We start from the raw sequence: 22,171 nt of genomic DNA on the forward strand, positions 1-22,171 counted from the left end.
ATGAGCCGATATCTTTTAATTGTGACGCTTATTATTAGTGCACTAAGTGTTTTTGTTTATAGACAAGATACGATGACACTTTGTTTTTTATTAGCTTGCCTTACTTTACTAATTTTTAATTTTAAGCAACAAATGATTTTTTTACTCAGTTTATTAGTGATACCATTTCTATGTTATTTTATGTTAGATACCTATCAGCTTGGTCAGCAAGCTAAGCAATCAGAAAATCAAAGATATATTTGCCGAGGCACCATTTTACCAGATAGTATTGCCATAGATGGTGACCAATTAAGTGCTAATGCCAAGCTTTACGAGTCACGTCAGGTCATTCGAGTGTATTACACATTCACTTGTCTAAAAGACAAGCAACAATGGCAATCCAATACAGATGTTTTGCAATTTAGTGCGTCTGGGCATTATAAACGGATGATGCCAGCTACGAACTTTAACCAATTTGATATGCGACGTTATTATGAAGCAAAACACATAACACATCAGCTAACAGTTCAATCGTGGTCTAATTTAAAGCAAAAATCAGTCCATTCTCTACTCGATACTTATCGCAACCATATTCATAAATGGCATGCGATAGGAATAAAGAAAGCAGAGATGTTACCACAGCCACTAAACGAATATGCTGAGTCAGTAATTTTTGGTGCTGCACCAAAATCGTTTTATGTTAATAATCCAGGCGTACAAAAACTTGGTTTAATTCATTTATTTAGTATTTCTGGTTTCCACATTAACTATTTATTGAAAATGGTAATGGGTATGTTTCGACGTTTATTTATTCCTAAAGAAATATCAGCAGTTATTGCAGGCATGATTTTATGTATTTATTTTGTTTTTTCAGGAGAAACAGCTGTCTTAATGCGCGCGGTTATTGTTGGCTTATTTTTTTTGTTACGCATGACTGGTTGGTGTAAATTAACGCCGCCCACAGTTTGGTCGGTTAGTTTGTTAGGCACCTTAATATACGAGCCATGTATTTTATTAACATTAGGTGGACAATTATCATTTACTTTGACTTTCTGTCTGTTGTTTGCTAAGTCTTTGAATTTTTGGCAAACTAATATGCTATTAAGTTTGGTGAGTTTTCCTTTTATTGTGGCACAGCAATATACATGGCACATCCTTCAAACATTAGTCAGTTTTGCTGTTATTCCTATTTTCAGTACGCTAATTGTTCCTTTTACATTACTCGGTTTTGCAGGGCAAGATATACCTGGTATAGCGAAGGTTGTCAATGTGTTAATACAATGTTTTACTAGTTGTTTAGATAGCATGTCGATGTTGCCTGGTGATATGATTATTGGTAAACTGCCTAGTGTCGTGCTAGTATTATTTTTTACTTGTTCGTTGTTGATTTACGTTAAACAAAACGCTTTAGCATTTTTTTGTCGTGGTATGTGCCTATTATTACTATTTTTTGGGACTATTTGGGTACGTTACCCATTATATGGTGAGTTTACAACCTTTGATGTTGGACAGGGGGATGCCGCTTTAGTCAGAACGCCATTTAATCGATCAGTGACCTTGATTGATACTGGTGGTCAGGTTGACTTCAGTGCCAAAAAGGATTGGCAAATAAAACAGTATCAACGGACTAACGGCGAGTCCGTCATTGTGCATTACCTTCACAGTCGAGGTATTTCTCAGATTAATAACCTTGTGCTATCACATCACGATTATGATCATATTGGTAATGCTAAAGTTATTTTGAAACATCTTTCGGTTCAACGCGTCATTATCCCTGCTGGTATGCTAAAACAACAAAAATTTTTAAAAGAAATCCAACCCTACCTTGGTAGAACAAAGGTATGTGAGTTAACCGCCGGTGATGAAATACCAAATTGCCCATTTCATATTGTCCATCCCTTTACTTCTGGACAAGCAGAAAACCAAGACTCAATTGCGTTATTTGGCTGTTTAGGCAATCAACGAATTTTGACAGCTGGCGACTTAGATCGTGCAGGGGAAAAAGCAATTGCAGAACGATATCCAAAGCTGAAAGTTGATATATTAAAACTTGGACATCACGGTTCTAAAACCGCTAGTGATCCGGAAACACTTAGAAAGTGGCAACCACAGTATGGTATAATTTCAGCTGGACGTGACAATCGATATAACCATCCACGTAAAGAAACAATACGAACGTGTACGGTCAATCAGATAACAAACTTGAATACACAAAAAGACGGCATGATTCGCTATATTTATGATAATAATCAAACAAGCTATTTTGAGGTAAAAATAACGCATGAACTTAAAGCAACTGTATCAACAAATTCAAAATAATGCACTGGCCAATTTTTATGTAGTTATTGGCGATGAAGACATACTTATTCAGCGAGCAAAACAAGCTTTTAAAGCAATTATTAAGTCTGACGATCGCGAAATGAATTTTTCGCAATTCGATTTGTCGCAGCAGGATTTAAGTGAAGTAATCGACGATGCCATGTCATTACCTTTTTTTGGGGATAGACGTGTTATATTAATTCAAAATCCTGAATTTTTAACAGCGAAGGGTAAAATCAGTGAGACAAATCAAGACCAGTTATCAAAACTTATTGAGAGCCCTGTTGCAGACAATGTGGTCGTCTTTTTGATTAATGATTTAAAAATAGATAAGCGAAAAAAAATCACTAAACAGGTGCTTAAGCATGCGGAACAGATTGAATTAGCAGCACTTAATGAAAGTGCTGCTAAACAAGCCATAACACAACAATTACAGCAACAAAACTATACAATGTCACCTGATGCACTGCAAGAACTCGTAGTAAGAACCAATGCACAATATACCGTAATGGTCAATGAACTGCCAAAATTATTAGCCTATGCAGTATACGATAAGAAGATTACTTTAGATGCAGTTAATGCGCTTGTACCAAAAACGTTAACTGCTAATGTTTTTGATTTAGTTGATGCAGTCATGACCAAAAAAATCAAACAAGCACTAATCATATATCGTGCGCTATTACAGAATGGTGAACCAGCATTACGAGTGAATGCAGTTTTAACCGGACAATTTAGATTATTAATCCAAGTTGCTGGATTAAAGGGGAGTGATCAGGAAATTAGTCAACAGTTGGGTGGTATTCATCCTTATCGTATTAAGTTAGCACGTAAAATGCTGGGTAAATACAATTTACCAGCATTGCGGACTGGTTATTTAGGGATGATTTTAATTGAAAGTAAGTTAAAATCAACCAATCAAGACCCAGAAATGTTATTTGAAAGATTTATTTTACAATATATATAGTAAAAAAAGACTTGGAACATGTCCAAGTCTTTTTTTACTATGAATTACTTTACATACTTAGCTAAACGTGACTTTTCACGTGAAGCCTTGTTCTTCTTAATCAAACCCTTTGAGTGGGCACGATCAATTGCAGAAGAAGCAATTTTGTACAATTCTGCCAAGTTGTCTTCACCAGCAGCTGCAGCCTTTTCAAAACGCTTAACAGCTGTACGGTAAGCACTAGCTTGTGGTTCGTTACGATCGTGTTGCTTTTTTGTAAGACGAACACGTTGAATTGCTGATTCAATAACAGGCATATGTCTTTTCTCCTTAAATTTGATACGAGGTTTTCAGGTTAATCTGAAAGATTAACGACGCAAACCTAAGCGTTGGATCAATTCACGATAGCGTTGAATATCAGTGTTGCGGAGGTAACGTAACAAGTTACGACGGCTACCAATCTTCTTCATCAAACCACGTTGTGAGTGGAAATCATGCTTGTGAGCTGCCATGTGTACGTTCAACTCATTAATATCAGCAGTTAAAACTGCGATTTGTACTTCAGCTGAACCTGTATCGCCTTCGTGGCGAGCATATTCCTTGATGATTTCGTTCTTACGTTCTTGTGTAAGGGCCATAATCATATCCACCTTTCTAAAATGTCGCCAATGACTGTGTAAAACGACGGTGAGACGCTGAACAAAGTCATTGGTCATGTTGTTTTTACAACAAGATTAATTATACGCGATTTTTGATAAAATGCAAGCGTGTTAAGCACTTGAGTTATGGTAAAATGGATAAGTATATGTTTAGATGTGCAACGTGTTTGAAATGGCATGATATAGCACACAAGTAAAGGAGTAGATGAATGTCTGAAACAACAATTTCAAAAGAAGAAGTTGCCCATGTTGCTAAATTAGCTAAGTTATCTTTTGATGATAGCGAACTAACGCAATTTACAACACAATTAGGTGATATTTTAAATATATTTAATACTTTAGGTGAAGTAGACACTGCTGCAGTCGAACCCACTTATTCAGTCACTGAAAATGTTAACCATTTGCGTGATGATGTTGCACATAATTGGCACCAAAAGCAAGGCTTACTAGAAAATGCGCCACTGGCATCAGCTGGATTGATTAAAGTGCCGGCAATATTAGAGGATGAAGGAGAATAATGATGACGATTGATTTTTTTGATAACGATTTAACATCTCTTCATAATGCCCTTTTAAATAAGCAGTTTACGGCTAGTGAACTAACTAAAGCCACGCTTGAAAAAATCGAGAAAACTGATGACAAGCTACATGCTTTTATTATGACGAACCCAGAAATAGCTTTGTCACAAGCTGAAAGCATAGATGAAAAGCAAGATTTTGCTCACGTCTTATCGGGACTCCCATTAGCATTAAAGGATAACTTAGCTACTAAAGGAATTGAAACAACTGGTGCTTCAAAAATTTTGGAAGGTTTTAAGCCAGTCTATGATGCCACTGTTGTTGAAAAGCTTAATCAGGATGGTGCCATTTCTGTCGGAAAAGCGAACATGGATGAATTCGCAATGGGTGGCTCAACAGAAACATCATATTATAGTAAGACAGCTAATGCATGGGATCAAACAAAGGTGCCGGGCGGATCATCTGGTGGTTCAGCGGCAGCTGTTGCTGCAGGATTAGTGCCGTTCGCCTTGGGTTCTGATACTGGTGGTTCAATCCGTCAACCAGCAGCATTCAATGGTATTGTCGGTATGAAGCCAACATATGGTCGTGTATCGCGTTGGGGGTTGTTTGCGATGGCTTCATCGCTTGATCAAGTGGGGCCTTTTACACGTACTGTAAAAGATAATGCATTGGTTTTGAATACCATTGCTGGTTTTGACATTAAGGACTCTACTGCTTCAAAACGTGAAGTGCCTGATTTTACAGCACAGTTAACCGGTAATATTAAAGGTTTAAAGATTGCTGTACCAAAAGAGTATTTTGGTGAGGGAATTGATCCTAAAGTGGCAACAACAGTTAAAGCAGCAATTACGCAGCTCGAGGCAATGGGGGCTACGGTTGATGAAGTGAGCTTGCCACACACAAAGTACGGTGTTGCTGCCTATTATATTATTATGTCTTCAGAAGCATCTTCTAATTTACAGCGTTACGATGGTGTACGCTATGGCTATCGCGCTGATGATGTTAAAAATCTTGAAGATTTGTATGTTAAGACACGATCAGAGGGCTTTGGTGATGAAGTAAAGCGTCGCATTATGCTAGGGACATTTTCATTATCTGCTGGTGCTTATGATGCGTTCTTTAAAAAAGCAGCTAAGATTCGTACTTTATTAATAGAAGACTTCAATAAAGTATTTGCTAATTATGATGTTATAGTCGGTCCCACAGCGCCAACTGTTGCTTATGGCCTAGGAGAAGAGGTAGATGACCCAACAGCTATGTACTTAGCTGATGTACTGACTGTACCGGTTAATTTGGCTGGTCTGCCCGGATTATCTGTTAATGCAGGATTTGTAGACGGTTTGCCAGTCGGCTTGCAGATTATTGGTAAGCCATTTGATGAACAAACTGTTTACCAAACGGGCTATGCCTTTGAACAAGCCACGCGTCTATTCGAACAAATACCAGATATTGCAAAAGAAGACTAAGAAGGGGACAGTTGATTATGGGAACAGGAAATTTTGAAACAACCATTGGATTGGAAGTTCACGTTGAAATGCAAACCAATTCAAAGCTTTTGTCACCATCGCCAGTCCATTATGGTGATCAGCCAAACGAAAACACGAATGTGATTGATTTTGGCTATCCTGGTGTTTTGCCGGTTGCTAACAAAGGGGCATTAGAATATGGTATGCGTGCAGCGCTAGCCTTGAATGCCACCATCTCACCATTTATTCGTTGGGATCGTAAGAATTATTTTTACCCAGATAACCCAAAAGCTTATCAAACAACACAATCACAGACACCTATTGGTACAAATGGCTATCTTGACGTCGTATTAGCTGATGGACAAACCAAACGCATTCGTATTAAAGAAATGCACGTCGAAGAAGATGCAGGTAAAAATACACACGGTGCTGATGGCTATTCATACGTGGATTTGAACCGTCAAGGAACACCTTTAATTGAAATTGTATCGGAAGCAGATATCGCTTCCCCAGATGAAGCTTATGCTTACCTAGAACAGTTGCGCCAAGCTATTTTGTTTACTGGTATTTCTGAGGCTAAAATGCAAGAAGGTCAAATGCGTGCGGATGTTAACATTTCAATTCGGCCATTTGGGTCAACCAAATATGGCACTAAAGTTGAAATGAAAAATATTAATTCATTCAACTATGTCCGTAATGCTTTGATTTTTGAAGAGAAACGCCAGGCAGAGGTGTTGCGCTCAGGTGGTGTCATTCAACAGGAAACACGTCGCTACAACGAACCAACAAAGTCAACAATACTCATGCGTGTTAAAGAGGGTGCAGATGATTACCGTTATTTCCCCGAACCAGACTTATCACCTGTTGTGATTGATCAAGAATGGATTGATCAAGTAGCAGCTGAATTACCAAAATCTGCTAAGGAACGCCAGCAGGACTATGTTACACATTTGGGCATTGAACAATACGATGCTGAGGTATTAACTCAGACTTTAGCGATGGCTGATTTTTATGACGCAACTATCGCAGCTGGGGCCGATGCAAAACGTGCAGCTAATTATCTAATTGGCGATGTGAATGCTTTCATGAATAAGCACCAAGTTGAATTACAAGAAACACAATTAACGCCACAGCATTTGGCAGGTATGATTAAGTTGATTGAGGCTGGTACGATTTCAACAAAACAGGCAAAACAAGTCTTTGAGGCAATTATGACAGGTGAGGAACCAGAAGCTTTTGCTAAGAAAAATGGTTTGGTTCAAATTAGTGATCCGGCTGTCCTACTAGAATGGATTACAGACGTATTAGATAATAATCCGCAATCCATTGAAGATTTCAAGGGTGGTAAGGATCGCGCAACTGGCTATTTGATTGGACAATTGATGAAAATGTCTAAAGGACAAGCCAATCCTGGCATTATGAACAAATTATTATTAGAAGAGCTAGCCAAGCGCTAATAATGCTGGATAGTCACATAACAGGTAAACTTACCTGTGTACATAAGTTTTATGAAAGGATAGTGTGGCACGGTAACGTGTTTAACAAATAATTAGCATTATTTGTGACGTCACACGCTAACATGAGAGCAAGAATTATTTATAATCCAACATCCGGTCGTGAAGCAATTAAGCGGGAAATGTTGGACATTTTGCAAGTTTATGAGTCAGCTGGTTATGAAACATCGGCATTTGCCACGACGCCAGAACCAATGTCTGCTGCCATAGAAGCCAGACGAGCCGCTGAAGCGGGATTTGATTTGATTGTTGCTGCCGGTGGTGATGGCACGATTAATGAGGTGGTTAATGGTTTAGCACAATTAGATAAGCGGCCAATGATGGCGGTTATTCCAGCTGGCACTACAAATGATTACGCACGTGCTTTAAAGTTGCCTCGCGATGAACCTCTAGAGTCAGCCAAAGTTATTTTGCAAAATGAAACAATTAAGATGGATATTGGTAAAATTGACCAATATGGGCAGTCAAAGTATTTTATGAATATTGCAGCCTTAGGCACCATTAGTGAAGTTACCTATGCTGTGCCGTCATTAATGAAGTCATTATATGGGTACTTGGCATATCTAGTTAAAGGCGCGGAGTTAATTACAAGAATTAAGCCAGTAAACGCTAAGGTTGTGTACGATGAGGGTGAATATTCTGGGAAAATTTCGATGATTTTTTTGGCATTAACTAATTCAGTTGGTGGCTTCGAATCAATTGTGCCAGATGCTAAGTTAGACGATGGCAAGTTTACATTATTGATTATCAAGGAATCTAACCTTGCCCAAATTCTCCAGATTGTTGCGCAGATGCTCAATGGGGGGAAGCATGTTGATAACCCGCAATTGATTTATAAAAAAACTAACAAAGTGGAAATCATACCATTGGATGATGACCGGTTAAAGGTTAATTTAGATGGTGAATATGGTGGCGATGCCCCAATGCTTTTCACTGATTTACAGCAACATATTGAATTTATTGCGAACCGTTCTGGTATGCCAGAAGCAGCAACTGTTTCGGACCGAACTAAACAGCAATTTATGGCTGACGTCGAAAAACTCGACGTTAAATAATGTTTGTAGTGGGTGTCGAAAAACCCAAGAAAAGGAGTGTGCGATTAATATCATACGATGATGAATTATGTCGTGATGATGAGCACGAATATTATGGCAAAAGCAAATCGTGTCTATAAAACGAAGGTTCCCGTAACCAAAAATCAACAAGTTGAGGCTGAAGTGGTTGATATTACTTATCAAGGTATGGGTGTCATTAAAATCGATAATTTTCCAATTTTTGTAATTGATGCCATACCTGGTGAAGTGGTACAAGTTGGTATTACCAAAGTGTTAAAAAGTTACGCTTTTGGTCGCGTGATTAAGCGCGTAAAGGCCTCACCAAATCGTGCCGAAAATGTCGATAAGGTCGCAATTACAACAGGCATTGCGCCATTGGCGAATTTGAAATACGAAGCCCAGTTGACATTTAAGCAACGGCAAGTAGAACAACTCTTCAAAAAAGTTAATGTTAGTGTTGAAGTGAACCCAACGATTGGGATGACAGATCCAACAAAATACAGAAACAAAGCGCAGGTGCCTGTCCAAATGGTTAATGGCCAATTGGAAACAGGCTTTTATCGGCGTGGATCACATAAATTAATGCCAGTAGAGGACTTCTATATTCAAGATCCAAAAGTTGACGAAGCTGTTTCCGTTACACGTGATGTGTTACGTGATCTTGGTATTTCGGCATATGACGAGGAAACACATAAAGGTGTTGTACGCCATATTATGGCACGTCGTGGTTTTTATTCACATGAACTGATGGTTGTGATTATCACCAATACGAAAAAATTACCCGAAGCCGATAACATTGCAGCAGCTTTACGTGCAAAACTACCTGAATTAAAGAGCTTTATCCACAATATTAATAATCACGATACCAACGTCATTATGGGTCAGTGGAATGAAACAGTATGGGGTGCAGATGAGATTCATGATCAGCTAATGGGAAAGGACTTCATCATTGGCCCAAACTCATTTTATCAAATTAACCCGCAGACAACTGCTGTTTTGTATACATTGGCTGCCGAGAAAGCAGGCTTAAAACCGACAGATGTAGTGGTAGATGCTTATTCAGGCATTGGCACGATTACCTTGTCAATTGCTGATCAAGTGGCCAAAGTTTATGGTGTGGAAGTTGTTGAAGATGCTGTCCTAGATGCAGAAAAAAATGCCCAAAATAATCATATTGACAACGTTGAATTTGTTACAGCCGATGCGCCCGAGCAGATGACACAATGGGCAGCAGATGGTCTGAAACCGGATGTTGTATTTGTTGATCCACCACGTAAAGGCTTAACCAATGAATTAATCTCAGCTGTTAGTGCGATGCAACCGAAGACATTTGTATATATAAGTTGTAATCCTGCGACCTTGGCACGTGATACAGTTCAGATATTAGCAGAAGGTTTTCATATTGATGGGCCAATTCAACCAATTGACCAATTCCCTCAAACAACACATGTTGAAAGTGTGTTGATATTTAAGCGTTAAGCACTATGTGAATACTATTTTGTCAAAACAACTCAAAATAATTTGACAAATATTGGTTAACTCTGTAATATATATTAGGGCTCCCATTAAATGGGACAGACGTTAAAAGCTCCCAAGTATTATACTTGGGAGCTTTTCTATTTTTATTTTTACCCCTGAAACGTTGCATGCGCGCAAGCGCTTAATCATGAGGAGGCATCATGGCAGAAAAACAAGTTAAGTATATTTTTGTTACCGGTGGCGTTGTGTCATCTTTGGGAAAAGGTATCGTAGCGGCTTCACTTGGCCGTTTGTTGAAGAACCGTGGCTTAAAATTGGCCATTCAGAAATTGGATCCATATATTAATATTGATCCAGGCACAATGTCCCCATATCAACATGGTGAAACTTTTGTGACAGGAGACGGTTTGGAAACAGATTTGGACATGGGGCATTATGAACGTTTCATGGACATTAATACAAATATGTATTCTAACGTGACAACAGGCCGTATTTATTCTGAAGTATTGGCCAAAGAACGCCGTGGTGATTATAATGGTGGCACAGTGCAGGTGATTCCGCATATTACTGATGCTATTAAAGATAAGATGAAAAAAGCGGCTGAATCAACAGATGCTGATGTTGTTATTGTTGAGGTTGGTGGCACTGTTGGGGATATTGAAAGTTTGCCATTTATTGAGGCATTACGTCAAATGAAATCAGATCTTGGCAGTGATAATGTATTTTATATTCACACGAGTCTTATTGTCTATTTGACAGCTGCGGGCGAAGCAAAAACTAAGCCCACACAACATTCTGTGGCACAATTGCGTTCATTAGGTATTCAACCGGATATGATTGTTCTGCGCACCTCTTCACCGTTAGAAGATAACTTAAAAAAGAAAATTTCAACTTTCACAGATGTCGACCCTGATGCAGTCATCGAGTCACGCGACGTTGAAACATTATATGACATTCCTTTGAACCTCCAAGCACAAGGGATGGATGACGTAGTGCTTAATAAACTAAAGGTTGATGCACCAAAAGCTGATATGGTAGCCTGGTCAGAAATGGTGGAAAATATCAAGCATCCAAAGAAGACAGTTAATATTGCTTTAGTCGGCAAATACACTGATTTGCCCGATGCTTATATCTCTGTCAATGAAGCATTAAAGCATGCTGGTTATGCCCAAAATACTGAGGTTAATATTAACCATATTAAATCTGAGACAGTGACTTCAGACAATGTGGCAACGCTCTTGGCAAACGCTGATGGCGTGATGGTGCCAGGTGGATTTGGTGAGCGTGGGACGGAAGGTAAGATTCAAGCCATTCGCTATGCCCGTGAAACAAATGTGCCATTCTTAGGTGTTTGCTTAGGGATGCAACTTGCTTCCGTTGAATTTGCGCGGCATGTTTTAGGTTATGACGATGCTAACTCAACTGAGTTGAATCCTGAGACACATGCACCTATTATTGATTTGATGAAAGATCAAGAAAATGTTGAAAATCTTGGTGGGACACTACGTTTGGGACTTTATCCGGCTATGCTAACACCAGGAACATTAACTGCTAAGGCTTATGGTAACGTTGATGAAATTGAGCAACGTCACCGCCACCGTTACGAATTTAATACGAAGTTCCGCTCAGAATTTGAAGCAGCTGGTATGATTTTTTCTGCAACGTCACCAGATAATCGTTTAATGGAAGTCATTGAGTACCCAAAAAATGATTTCTTTATCGCAGCACAATACCATCCAGAATTCTTATCACGTCCAGAGCGCCCAGAAGGTTTGTACCATGACTTTATTGGTGCAGCACTTAAGCACGAGGCAAAATAAATTTATTTTTGAACACGCGAACGCGTGTTTTTATTTTCGAACAAAATACTTGCTTTGCTTGGTATAATAATAATATGTTAGCAAATCCATCAAAACACATTGAACAAAAACTCGCGTTGCTGCCATCAGAACCCGGGTCATATCAAATGAAAGATAAGAACGGCAAGATTATTTATGTTGGTAAAGCCAAAAATTTAAAGAATCGTGTTCGCTCTTATTTCAAGCAAGATCATAGTGGCAAAACAGCAGAATTAGTGCAAAATATCACCGATTTTGATTATATTGTCACAAATTCCGATAAGGAAGCTTTTTTACTAGAAAACGAATTAATTAAAAAGTATAAGCCTTATTATAATATTCGCTTGAAGTATGGTACTGGTTATCCTTATATTAAAATTACTAAAGAGCGCGATCCTAAAATGGCTTTAGTTAATGAAGTCAAGCGAGATGGCGGCTTTTATTTTGGACCCTATCCAAACGTTTATGCTGCACAGGAAACCTTACGATTTTTGGAAAAAAATTATCCTCTACGACGCTGCAACGGTTATCAAGGCAGGCCATGCTTATACTACAATATTGGACAATGCTTAGGACCGTGCTGGCATGATGTACCACAAAAAGCGTATGATGATCAAATTGCGCGTATTAAACACTTTTTAGATGGTAATACTGCTTCAGTTAAAAAAGCCATTGCACAGAAAATGCAAATAGCTGCCGAAACATTAGAATTTGAGCGTGCGGCTGATTTAAGAGATCAACTCAAATATATTGATGAAACAGTTGAAAGTCAACGTGTACTCTCAAAAGACACGACACCTCGCGACTTGTTTAATTATTATCTTGACAAGGGTTGGATGACGGTTGAAGTCTTTTTCTTAAGACAAGCACGTCTAATTCGACAATACAAACAGACATTTTCGGTTGTCGGGGCAGCTGATGAAGAAATGATGAACTTCATGCAACAGTTCTATGCACAGCGTAACATTCAAAAACCCAATGAAGTATTAGTACCCAAAGGGATTGATACTAATGCATTATCAGAGATGTTACAAATTCCTGTACGTGTACCTGTGCGTGGTGAAAAACGTGATTTGCTAGATTTAGCTCAAAAAAATGCTCGAATTGCTTTAGAAGAAAAGTTTCGTTTGATGCAGTTGAATGAGAAAAAAACGACAGGCGCGATGCGCGAAATCACCCATGCTTTAAACATTCCTATGGGCAAAAGAATTGAGGCTTTTGATCATTCACATACCCAAGGTGTCGAAATTGTCAGCGCTATGGTTGTCTTTGATGATGGCGTGCCCAACAAAGACCTATATCGTAAATATAAAATTAAATCGGTCAGTCACGCTGATGAATGGTCTGAAACCCAAGAAGTAATCCGCCGCCGATACTCACGTATTTTGAAAGAGGGCGGTGAAATGCCAGACCTTATTTTAATGGATGGTGGAGAAATTCAGCTACACGCTGCCAAAGAAGTGTTAGAAGATGAACTTGGTCTAACTAGCTTGCCGATTGCAGCCATGGTGAAAAATGATAAGCATAAGACAGCTGATCTGATTGATGGGCGAACAGGTGAAGTAGTAGTTTTGAGTAAGCAATCTGAAGGTTTCTTCTTGATTCAGCGTGTACAAGAGGAAGTGCATCGGTTTGCGATTAATTTCCATCGCCAACTGCGTAGTAAGAACTCGTTAGCATCACGCTTAGATATGATTGACGGTGTCGGCCCTAAAACGCGACAGAAATTACTACGTGAATTTGGGTCACTACCAAAAATAGCTGGGGCTTCCATTGAAGCATTGCAAGCCATCGGCATTAATGAAAAATTAGCGCGTGTTATCCATATGAGTTTAAAATCAGGCATACAATAGTAATAAACCTCATGGTCGCACGACGACGCGTTTTATGTTAAACTAGAGTATTAAAAGTATCGCAAGCTCAATGATATGAGCGGACAAGGAGAATCGCATCAAACAAGACGCGTCCGATTAGTAACAGCGTGTCGGTTGGTTTGGTGCACTAAAGCTATGGCATTTGTAGATCAAGCAGAAATTGAAGTAAAAGCTGGAAAAGGTGGCGATGGTATTGTATCCTTCCGTCACGAAAAATTTGTGGCTATGGGCGGTCCATTCGGTGGAGATGGTGGCCACGGAGGGTCAATCATTTTTAAAGTGGACGAAGGTCTACGCACTTTGATGGATTTTCGTTATAATCGTCATTTTAAGGCTCAGCCTGGTGGCAACGGTGGCACAAAAGGAATGACAGGTGCCTCAGCCGAAGATCGATATATCAAAGTGCCACAAGGCACAACGGTAAAAGATGTTGAAACGGGCGAAGTTTTAGGCGACTTACTGGAAAATGGTCAAGAATTAGTTGTCGTAAAAGGTGGCCGTGGTGGCCGCGGCAACATTCATTTTGCTACACCAGCTAACCCAGCACCTGAATTGTCAGAAAATGGCGAGCCAGGTCAAGTCCGAAAGCTTAAGTTAGAGCTTAAGGTGCTTGCCGATGTTGGACTCGTTGGTTTTCCTTCGGCGGGAAAGTCCACGCTATTGTCTGTTGTTTCTAATGCAAAACCTAAAGTTGCGGCTTACCATTTCACAACGCTGTCACCTAATATTGGCATGGTTCGTCTAGATGATGCGCGCGATTTTGTTATGGCCGATTTGCCCGGTTTGATAGAAGGTGCATCTCAAGGTGTTGGACTTGGCTTCCAGTTTTTACGTCACGTTGAACGTACGCGTGTCGTACTGCACCTTGTGGATATGTCAGGTATTGAAGGAAACGACCCGTACACACAATATCGTAAAATATTAGATGAACTAGGTCAGTATGATGAAACAATACTAAATCGACCACATATTGTTGTGCCAACGAAGATGGACATGCCAGATTCTGAAGAAAATTTGGTTAAATTCCGTCAAGAAGTTGCCGCTGATTCAGGTTTGCCTGTACAACCGGAGATTATGCCTATTTCTGCTTTAACGCGTGAAGGGGTTCAACCTTTGATGCGATTAACTGCTGACTTATTAGCCACTGCACCTGTACCGGAAAGTTACCGTCCTGTGGTAGAAAAGGTGTCTAACGATAAAACTTATGACTTTAAGCCAGAACAGCATAACTTTACTGTTGAATGGTCCGAGGAGACAGAAGAGTGGGTTATTGGCGGCGCTGAAATTGAGAAACTATTCTTAATGACAAATATTCAGCGTGATGCAACGATTATGCGTTTTGGGAGACAGCTCAGGCATATGGGCGTTGATGACGCGCTTCGCAAAGCTGGTGCCAAAGACGGTGATGATGTGCGCATCAATAACTCGGATTTTGTATTCGAATTCAGTGATTAATGTTTTAAAACAGCCAGTGTACTACTGACTGTTTTTTATTGCTTAAAATAGTTTGTGAATAAAAGAACATTGATGTAGCAAGCTATTTCACAATCTTTATTTCGCATAGACTAGTGAAAAGTGCTATGATATGGTTATTGAAAAAAGTTTGGAGGAAATGAGTGACACCACGCGATGAGTGAGAGTTATCATTCAAGCGCAGCGCACACTCCTTAATAAAATGGCAGAAAAAAAGTTTGGTGCAGATATTGTTGCACAAAGTCTAACAAACCACGGTGTTGATTTAGTATTCGGCATTCCGGGTGCGAAAATTGATCGCTTATTTGAGACATTGGAACACCCTTCAGCAGGTGTGAAAGTACCCCATTTGATTGTCACACGACACGAACAAAATGCTGCGTTCATGGCTCAAGCATTTGCCCGTATTACGGGTAAAACTGGTGTTGTCATTGTGACTTCAGGCCCTGGTGTTGGTAATCTTGTGAGCGGGTTGATGACCGCTAGTGCCGAAAATGACCCAGTTGTCGCTATTGGTGGCCAGGTACCGCGTCGTGATCTTTATCGTTTAACGCATCAGTCAACAAATTCTGTAGCACTCTTTAATTCGATTACTAATTTCAGTTCAGAAATTCAAGATCCTAATAATATTTCAGAAATTATTGCCAATGCTTTCGCAGCTGCTAATGGTGCCAAAAAAGGTGCTGCTTTCGTTTCTCTGCCCCAGGATGTTGATGATGCACCTGTAACCATTGATGCATTACCACAAGTGCCCGCAGCGCAACAAGGTGCCGCTTCTCTTGCTGATCTTGATTGGTTAGCTAACCAAATTAAGCAAGCACAGCTTCCTGTTTTGCTAGTTGGTGCGCGAGGTTCTGATGATCAGACTGTTGCAGCTTTGCACAGCTTGCTTGGCGACACACCGCTACCAGTTGTCGAAACATTCCAAGGTGCTGGTGTTATATCGCATGACTTAGAACCAACAACTTTCTTTGGTCGTATTGGTCTTTTCCGTAACCAAACTGGTGATAAGCTACTAAAACAATCAGACTTAGTGATTACAGTTGGTTATGACGCTATCGAATATGAACCACGTAACTGGAATAAAGAAAACGACTTAAATATTGTCGCCTTAGATACGACACCGGTTCAAATTGATAATAATTTTGTGCCAAAACGGCAATTAGTAGGTAATATTGCGCAAAGTCTTGACTTGTTAGCTGAACGTATCAAAGGTTATGTATTACCTGAGGCTAGTCAAAGTCAATTAAAGGCATTGAAGAAAGATCTGAATGACACGGACGAGCCAACTTATACACCTGCTGAAGGCAACTTAAATCATCCGTTGAATATTATTAAGGCGCTACAAGCACGTGTCACAGATGACATGACAGTGTCCACTGATATTGGCTCACATTATATCTGGATGGCACGTCACTTCAAGTCATATGTCCCACGTCATTTCTTAATTTCAAATGGTATGCAAACACTTGGTGTTGGACTACCATGGGCATTAACCGCAGCCATGGTACGACCAAATGCTAAATCTATTTCTGTTTCTGGCGATGGTGGTTTCTTCTTTTCAGCGATGGAATTGGAAACAGCTGTTCGTCTAAACTTAGATACAGTGCACATTGTTTGGAATGATAATGCACACTATGATATGGTTAAATTCCAAGAAGAATTAAAGTATGATGGTGAATCAGCTGGTGTTGATTTTGGTAATATTGATCTTGTCAAGTATGCCGAAAGCTTCGGAGCTAAAGGTTTACGTGTCAATACTCCGGCAGAACTCGATGCTGTATTGGATGAGGCATTTGCAACTAAGGGACCAGTTGTGGTCGATATACCAGTTGATTATTCACATAATTTCGAGTTAGGTGAACAATTAATTGAGTCAGAAGGCTAATGATAATAGGTAAGTAAAAAGCACATTATTGTGCTTTTTTTGTGAACAAAATTTGTAATCAGATTGTTATTTTGTGAACTTATACATTGGAAAAAAGAAAATAGATGAACGTATAAGGTTATTTTAAAAAAACTTACAAAAAATAATGAATAAATACTTGGTGTTATAGATTTAACAAATAACAAGACTGACTTGCTAATACGCTATTAAAAATAAATGAAACAAACATTCGCATGAATGTTTATACATAGAACAAGTGTTTGACATTAACCAGTAAAGGGGCGCATAATTCTAAATACAGTCATCAAATTGATTAGTCACAAAAATCACAATAAAATTAAAAGGGGAACAAGAGATGTCGTTAGGTCAAACATTACTAAAAGTCACAAAACAGACGGGGGAGACAGTGACGTTTCACGCTTATAAGGTCGCTTTGATACTAAATCTTTTGGGGGTAAAAGATGATGTTTATCAACAAGTGATGGCCGCGGTGGAAAACCAGACGAAACAACCACAATTAACAACAGCACAAATATATAATACTGTGTTATCCGAACTCAAAAAATTGGATGGTGCTGCAGCCGCAGCTTTTGAGCAAGAACATATTCGAGCAGAAAAAAAGTGGCAACAGGCCATTAATCCATCAAACAAAATCAATCGACTCATTGCGCAAGAAGATGATATTGTTCACGAAAATGCTAACAAAGATGCGCAAGTTTTTAATACATTTCGCGACCTAACAGCTGGTATGGTTGGTAAATCAACAGGGCTGAAAATGTTGCCAGAAGATGTAGCTAAAGCTCATTTACGTGGTGATATGCACTGGCATGATTTAGATTATTCGCCCTTGAGTCCAATGACAAACTGTTGCTTAGTCGATTTTAAGTTTATGTTTGAGCATGGCTATACAATGGGCAATGCGCAAGTTGAACAGCCGCAATCAATCGGGACGGCCACAGCTCAAATGGCGCAAATTATTGCCAACGTTGCTTCATCACAATACGGTGGTATTTCTATTAATCGTGCTGATGAATTGCTCGCACCATATGCAGCAATGAATTACAAGAAGCACCTAGCTGAAGCCGAAACCTATGTTGTGCCCGAAAAAAGAGAAGCATATGCTGTGTCCAGCACAAAAAAAGATATATATGATGCGATGCAAGCATTAGAGTATGAAATTAATACGTTATCTTCAGCACAAGGACAAACACCTTTTACAACATTGGCTTTTGGTTTAGGCACAGATTGGTTAGCGCGTGAAATTCAAAAAGCTATTTTTGATATTCGCATTAAGGGTATTGGGCCAAATCATCGTACAGCGATTTTTCCAAAGCTGGTATTCTCGTTGAAACGTGGCGTGAACATGCTTAAAAACGATCCAAACTATGATATTAAAAAAATGGCGATAGTGTGTGCAACAAAACGCATGTATCCTGATGTTTTGAATTATGAAAAAATAATTGAAATTACTGGTTCGTTTAAGGCGCCAATGGGCTGCCGTTCATTTTTACAAGGTTGGCGTGATGAAAATCAAACGGAAGTCAACGAAGGGCGTATGAATTTAGGTGTGGTAACCCTAAATATCCCACGTATTGCGATCCAGTCGGGTGGGGATGTGAATATGTTTTGGGAGATTTTAGCAGAGCGTCTAGCGTTGGCCAAAAAGGCATTACAATTTAGAGTAGCACGTACCAAAACAGCGATTCCTGAAAACGCACCAATTCTTTATCAAGGTGGCGTTTTTGGCAGTCAAAGTGTCACCGAAGTTGATAGTTTATTCAGAAATGGCCGCGCCACAGTGTCTTTGGGTTACATAGGATTATACGAAGTGGGCGCTTATTTCTTTGGTGCGAATTGGGAAGATAATAGTCAGGCACATGATTTTACGGTTGCTATTGTGCGCCGTCTTAATGAAGCATGTCAGCAGTGGGAAAAAGAGGATGGCTACCATTATTCTGTGTATTCAACGCCAGCGGAATCACTAACAGACCGCTTTTGTGAACTTGATAAGGCGCGATTTGGCGTGGTTGATAATGTGACTGATAAAGATTACTATACGAATTCATTCCATTACGATGTGCGAAAGCATCCTAATCCTTTTGAAAAACTACTGTTTGAAGAAGCTTATCCACATTATGCAAGTGGTGGGTTTATTCACTATTGTGAATATCCTAATTTAAAACAAAATCCAGCAGCACTTGAATCAGTTTGGGATTTTGCTTATGATCATGTTGGTTATTTAGGCACAAATACACCAATTGATAAGTGCTTTAAATGTGGCTATGAAGGAGAGTTTAAGCCAACTGCACGTGGTTTTTGCTGCCCAGAGTGTGGCAACCATGACCCAAAGACTTGTGATGTGGTTAAACGAACTTGTGGTTACTTAGGAAATCCACAAGCTAGGCCTATGATTCACGGACGCCATGCTGAAATTACGGCCCGTGTGAAAAATATGTCACAAAATGAGGTGGATGAAGGCCATGTCTAAAAAATTAGAAAACGGTATTACTGTACCGGATAGTCAAGAATGGCGCTCGGAAGATTTGACACGTAATTTTGTAGCCGATTACAAACCCTTCGTTATGGTCGATGGCCCAGGCGTACGTTGCTCAATTTACTTGTCCGGTTGCAAATTCTTATGTCCTGGCTGTTATAATGTTGTCGCGCAAAACTTTCATTATGGCACAGAATATACACAGGCACTAGAAGATCAGATTATTGCAGATTTGAGTCAACCGTATGTTCAAGGATTGACTTTGCTTGGTGGTGAACCATTTTTAAATACACCTGTTGCTTTACAATTAACACGTCGTGTGAGAGCAGAATTTGGCGATACGAAAGATATTTGGTCTTGGACTGGCTATACGTGGGATGAATTAATGAAGGAAACCGATGATAAAAAAGCACTATTAGCAGAAATTGATGTTTTGGTAGATGGTCGATTTGTGCAAGCTCTGATGGACTTATCTTTAAGATTTAAAGGATCTGCCAATCAGCGCATCATCGATGTGCCGCAGTCGCTAGAGGCACAGCGCCTTATTTTGTGGCAAGATGAATATGGGATTTAAGTTTTAAAAGCACTGGTTTAGGTGCTTTTTTTATGTTGTTAACGCTCAAAATGTCGTGTGTTTTGTGGCGTTCGACTATTTTGGTGTAAATAAGGTATAATAGTTAAGTGTTGTGACTTTTTCACACATGTACATTTAGTCGGAGGAAGGACATGACTGAAGATATTAAAAAAGCGGTTTATGAACCCAATGATCCACGTGGGTTAGATGAACCCTTCTTACCGGTGTCTGTGGCTAAACAGCTTGATTTACCCGGAAACCATAATAATTCAGAAGCACCACTGAAAGTAAGTGGCCGTTATATTACAAAAGAATACGATATGGGTACGTCCCGCAATGAAAAGATTCAGGCAATATTAAATCCTTTGAAATCAGATAAGGAAAAGTTTTGGGGCTTGAAGGGCATCTCTTTTGATGTCTTTGAAGGTGATGTTGTCGGCGTGATAGGCGTCAACGGCTCAGGAAAATCAACATTACTTAATATATTGAGTGGCGCCTTGGCTGAAACTTCTGGTCGTTTGAAAATTAAGGGGCAAACCTCATTGCTATCGGTTTGGGATGGCTTACGCGATAATTTGACCGGATTAGAAAATATCCGATTGAAGTCACTCATGATGGGGTTATCAAATAAAGAAATTGATGACCAAATTGACGACATATCCGATTTTTCTGAACTTGGTAAGTTCATTAAACAACCAGTTAAAAACTATTCATCGGGGATGCGTTCAAAACTCGGATTTTCAATAGCAGTGCATCAAGATCCTGATATTATGATTATCGATGAAGCGTTATCTGTTGGGGACCAAACCTTTACACGTAAAGCTTTGAACAAAATGAAGGAATTTAAAGCTGCAGGTAAAACAATTTTCTTCGTGTCACATGCCCTAGGCCAAATTGAAGAATTCACAGACAAAACAATGTGGATTCAATATGGTGAGTTAAGAGCCTATGGTGATACGGAAACGATTCTGCAAGAATATAAAGATTGGACTAAATGGTACAATCAGCTCGATGATGATGTTAAAAAGTCGTATGTTGCAGCACGTAAACAAGCACAAAACGACTTCAATCGTCAACAGTTAACAGAACGTATAGCATTAGATCAGCATTTGACGAATACAGAAAAGAAAAAAATTGTCAGAGACAATGCTGTTGGTGGCCGCCTAAGTTGGTGGAACTGGCTACTTGCTTTTGCTGGTACGGGTATTCTGATTTATGCTGTGTACGCTTATATGTATTTTGGACGGTAAGTAAAACATGAAAGAAATATGGCTTGTGCTACGGGAGCAAATAAAATACTTTCCCGTTATTTTACGTTTAGCGCGCTATGAAACTCGCGCGAAATACATGGACCATTCTTTGGGTGTGCTGTGGGATATTATCAACCCTGTTATGCAGATTGCAACGTATTGGTTAGTCTTTGGTGTCGGTTTGCGGCAAGGCGGTGAAACTGATGGTGTGCCATATATTGGTTGGTTAGTAATAGGTCAGGCAGTATGGTTGTTTTTGAATACATCATTTATGGATGCTACTTGGAGTATTCGTAACAATGTACGACAAGTTTCTAAAATGAATTTTCCAATCAGCATTATGCCAAGTGTGAGAACTTGGATTAACGTCATCCCATTTTTTATTACATTAGCCGTGGGTGTTGTCATTGCTGTTTTGTCAGGTGTTCATCTAACGCCACATGCATTCCAATTTATTTATTATTTCTTTGCGATGCTCGTCTTTTTGCACGCTTTAGGCATATTTAATGCGACTATTACAGTACTTTTCCCTGATTATCAACAATTGATACAAACAATTATGCGATTCGTATTTTGGTTTTCTGGTGCAGTTATCGATATTGCACAAAAATTGGGCCCAACACACGCACGCATTGGTCGTTTAATAGAAATGAACCCGTTTTATTATTTAATTGCTGGTGTTCGTGATTCATTCTTGAGTACCGGCTGGGTATGGGATCATCCATCACAAAATATAGCCTTCTGGTCATTTGTGCTGGTTGTATTACTGTTAGGATCACATTTGCATTTGAAATTCCGTGCTTATTTTGCGGACCTTGTTTAATACTTAAGCGAAAAGAGGGTGC

17 protein-coding genes are annotated in these 22,171 nt (G+C 39.4%); 15 read left to right on the forward strand and 2 right to left on the reverse strand.

Annotation, left to right across the window (positions count from 1 at the left end; all coding sequences use genetic code 11):
- Positions 1-2,298: a DNA internalization-related competence protein ComEC/Rec2 gene (locus C5L21_RS03180; RefSeq protein WP_004906599.1), complete on the forward strand. Its 2,298-nt coding sequence runs from the start codon at positions 1-3 to the stop codon at positions 2,296-2,298.
- The gene (gene holA, locus C5L21_RS03185) at positions 2,261-3,262 is read left to right on the forward strand and encodes a DNA polymerase III subunit delta (RefSeq protein WP_004906596.1); all 1,002 of its coding nucleotides are present in this window, start codon (positions 2,261-2,263) and stop codon (positions 3,260-3,262) included. The genes C5L21_RS03180 and holA overlap by 38 nt, the downstream gene beginning before the upstream one ends.
- 44 nt (positions 3,263-3,306) lie before the next feature.
- On the opposite strand, the gene rpsT is transcribed toward holA, so the two are convergent.
- A complete protein-coding gene (rpsT, locus tag C5L21_RS03190) occupies positions 3,307-3,558 on the reverse strand; it encodes a 30S ribosomal protein S20 (protein ID WP_004902547.1) in 252 nt (83 codons plus the stop codon).
- A gap of 51 nt (positions 3,559-3,609) precedes the next feature.
- A complete protein-coding gene (rpsO, locus tag C5L21_RS03195; RefSeq protein ID WP_004902545.1) occupies positions 3,610-3,879 on the reverse strand; it encodes a 30S ribosomal protein S15 in 270 nt (89 codons plus the stop codon).
- Positions 3,880-4,109: 230 nt separating this feature from the next.
- On the opposite strand from rpsO, the gene gatC reads away from it, so the two are divergent.
- The 13 genes from gatC (at position 4,110) to C5L21_RS03260 (ending at position 22,149) form a co-directional block, all read left to right on the forward strand.
- On the forward strand, positions 4,110-4,418 hold the full coding sequence (gene gatC / locus C5L21_RS03200) for an Asp-tRNA(Asn)/Glu-tRNA(Gln) amidotransferase subunit GatC (RefSeq protein ID WP_004902542.1): 309 nt from the start codon (positions 4,110-4,112) through the stop codon (positions 4,416-4,418).
- A 2-nt stretch (positions 4,419-4,420) separates the two neighbouring features.
- Positions 4,421-5,887, forward strand: a complete 1,467-nt coding sequence (gatA, locus tag C5L21_RS03205; RefSeq protein WP_036061194.1) for an Asp-tRNA(Asn)/Glu-tRNA(Gln) amidotransferase subunit GatA — start codon at positions 4,421-4,423, stop codon at positions 5,885-5,887.
- Between the two features lie 17 nt (positions 5,888-5,904).
- Positions 5,905-7,344, forward strand: a complete 1,440-nt coding sequence (gene gatB, locus C5L21_RS03210; RefSeq protein ID WP_004909167.1) for an Asp-tRNA(Asn)/Glu-tRNA(Gln) amidotransferase subunit GatB — start codon at positions 5,905-5,907, stop codon at positions 7,342-7,344.
- Positions 7,345-7,466: 122 nt separating this feature from the next.
- A complete protein-coding gene (locus C5L21_RS03215) occupies positions 7,467-8,456 on the forward strand; it encodes a diacylglycerol kinase family lipid kinase (protein ID WP_004902537.1) in 990 nt (329 codons plus the stop codon).
- 93 nt (positions 8,457-8,549) lie between these two features.
- The gene (gene rlmD / locus C5L21_RS03220) at positions 8,550-9,935 is read left to right on the forward strand and encodes a 23S rRNA (uracil(1939)-C(5))-methyltransferase RlmD (protein WP_036061196.1); all 1,386 of its coding nucleotides are present in this window, start codon (positions 8,550-8,552) and stop codon (positions 9,933-9,935) included.
- Positions 9,936-10,135: 200 nt separating this feature from the next.
- Positions 10,136-11,755, forward strand: a complete 1,620-nt coding sequence (locus tag C5L21_RS03225) for a CTP synthase (protein ID WP_004909163.1) — start codon at positions 10,136-10,138, stop codon at positions 11,753-11,755.
- A 74-nt stretch (positions 11,756-11,829) separates the two neighbouring features.
- Complete coding sequence (uvrC, locus tag C5L21_RS03230; RefSeq protein ID WP_133286022.1) at positions 11,830-13,626, forward strand: excinuclease ABC subunit UvrC; 1,797 nt, start codon at positions 11,830-11,832, stop codon at positions 13,624-13,626.
- 156 nt (positions 13,627-13,782) lie between these two features.
- On the forward strand, positions 13,783-15,102 hold the full coding sequence (gene obgE / locus C5L21_RS03235; RefSeq protein WP_004909159.1) for a GTPase ObgE: 1,320 nt from the start codon (positions 13,783-13,785) through the stop codon (positions 15,100-15,102).
- Positions 15,103-15,322: 220 nt separating this feature from the next.
- Positions 15,323-17,008: an acetolactate synthase AlsS gene (alsS, locus tag C5L21_RS03240; protein WP_012305386.1), complete on the forward strand. Its 1,686-nt coding sequence runs from the start codon at positions 15,323-15,325 to the stop codon at positions 17,006-17,008.
- 355 nt (positions 17,009-17,363) lie between these two features.
- The gene (nrdD, locus tag C5L21_RS03245) at positions 17,364-19,496 is read left to right on the forward strand and encodes an anaerobic ribonucleoside-triphosphate reductase (protein WP_004909154.1); all 2,133 of its coding nucleotides are present in this window, start codon (positions 17,364-17,366) and stop codon (positions 19,494-19,496) included.
- Entirely contained in the window at positions 19,489-20,076 is a 588-nt protein-coding gene (nrdG, locus tag C5L21_RS03250) for an anaerobic ribonucleoside-triphosphate reductase activating protein (protein ID WP_004909153.1), read from the forward strand. The genes nrdD and nrdG overlap by 8 nt, the downstream gene beginning before the upstream one ends.
- Positions 20,077-20,228: 152 nt before the next feature.
- The gene (locus C5L21_RS03255) at positions 20,229-21,326 is read left to right on the forward strand and encodes an ABC transporter ATP-binding protein (protein ID WP_004902522.1); all 1,098 of its coding nucleotides are present in this window, start codon (positions 20,229-20,231) and stop codon (positions 21,324-21,326) included.
- A 7-nt stretch (positions 21,327-21,333) separates the two neighbouring features.
- Entirely contained in the window at positions 21,334-22,149 is an 816-nt protein-coding gene (locus C5L21_RS03260; RefSeq protein ID WP_004902519.1) for an ABC transporter permease, read from the forward strand.
- Positions 22,150-22,171: the final 22 nt, after the last annotated feature.

The organism is Leuconostoc citreum, assembly GCF_004354555.1.
GTDB classification, from domain to species: Bacteria; Bacillota; Bacilli; order Lactobacillales; family Lactobacillaceae; genus Leuconostoc; species Leuconostoc citreum.

Bases quoted from the DNA above. Each gene is read 5' to 3' on its own strand.
- alsS (WP_012305386.1), top strand. From the start codon at position 15,323: ATGGCAGAAAAAAAGTTTGGTGCAGATATTGTTGCACAAAGTCTAACA.
- C5L21_RS03225 (WP_004909163.1), top strand. From the start codon at position 10,136: ATGGCAGAAAAACAAGTTAAGTATATTTTTGTTACCGGTGGCGTTGTG.
- nrdD (WP_004909154.1), top strand. From the start codon at position 17,364: ATGTCGTTAGGTCAAACATTACTAAAAGTCACAAAACAGACGGGGGAG.
- rpsT (WP_004902547.1), bottom strand. From the start codon at position 3,558: ATGCCTGTTATTGAATCAGCAATTCAACGTGTTCGTCTTACAAAAAAG.
- C5L21_RS03255 (WP_004902522.1), top strand. From the start codon at position 20,229: ATGACTGAAGATATTAAAAAAGCGGTTTATGAACCCAATGATCCACGT.
- nrdG (WP_004909153.1), top strand. From the start codon at position 19,489: ATGTCTAAAAAATTAGAAAACGGTATTACTGTACCGGATAGTCAAGAA.
- rlmD (WP_036061196.1), top strand. From the start codon at position 8,550: ATGGCAAAAGCAAATCGTGTCTATAAAACGAAGGTTCCCGTAACCAAA.
- C5L21_RS03215 (WP_004902537.1), top strand. From the start codon at position 7,467: ATGAGAGCAAGAATTATTTATAATCCAACATCCGGTCGTGAAGCAATT.
- C5L21_RS03180 (WP_004906599.1), top strand. From the start codon at position 1: ATGAGCCGATATCTTTTAATTGTGACGCTTATTATTAGTGCACTAAGT.
- gatC (WP_004902542.1), top strand. From the start codon at position 4,110: ATGTCTGAAACAACAATTTCAAAAGAAGAAGTTGCCCATGTTGCTAAA.
- gatA (WP_036061194.1), top strand. From the start codon at position 4,421: ATGACGATTGATTTTTTTGATAACGATTTAACATCTCTTCATAATGCC.
- rpsO (WP_004902545.1), bottom strand. From the start codon at position 3,879: ATGGCCCTTACACAAGAACGTAAGAACGAAATCATCAAGGAATATGCT.
- holA (WP_004906596.1), top strand. From the start codon at position 2,261: ATGAACTTAAAGCAACTGTATCAACAAATTCAAAATAATGCACTGGCC.
- gatB (WP_004909167.1), top strand. From the start codon at position 5,905: ATGGGAACAGGAAATTTTGAAACAACCATTGGATTGGAAGTTCACGTT.
- C5L21_RS03260 (WP_004902519.1), top strand. From the start codon at position 21,334: ATGAAAGAAATATGGCTTGTGCTACGGGAGCAAATAAAATACTTTCCC.
- uvrC (WP_133286022.1), top strand. From the start codon at position 11,830: ATGTTAGCAAATCCATCAAAACACATTGAACAAAAACTCGCGTTGCTG.
- obgE (WP_004909159.1), top strand. From the start codon at position 13,783: ATGGCATTTGTAGATCAAGCAGAAATTGAAGTAAAAGCTGGAAAAGGT.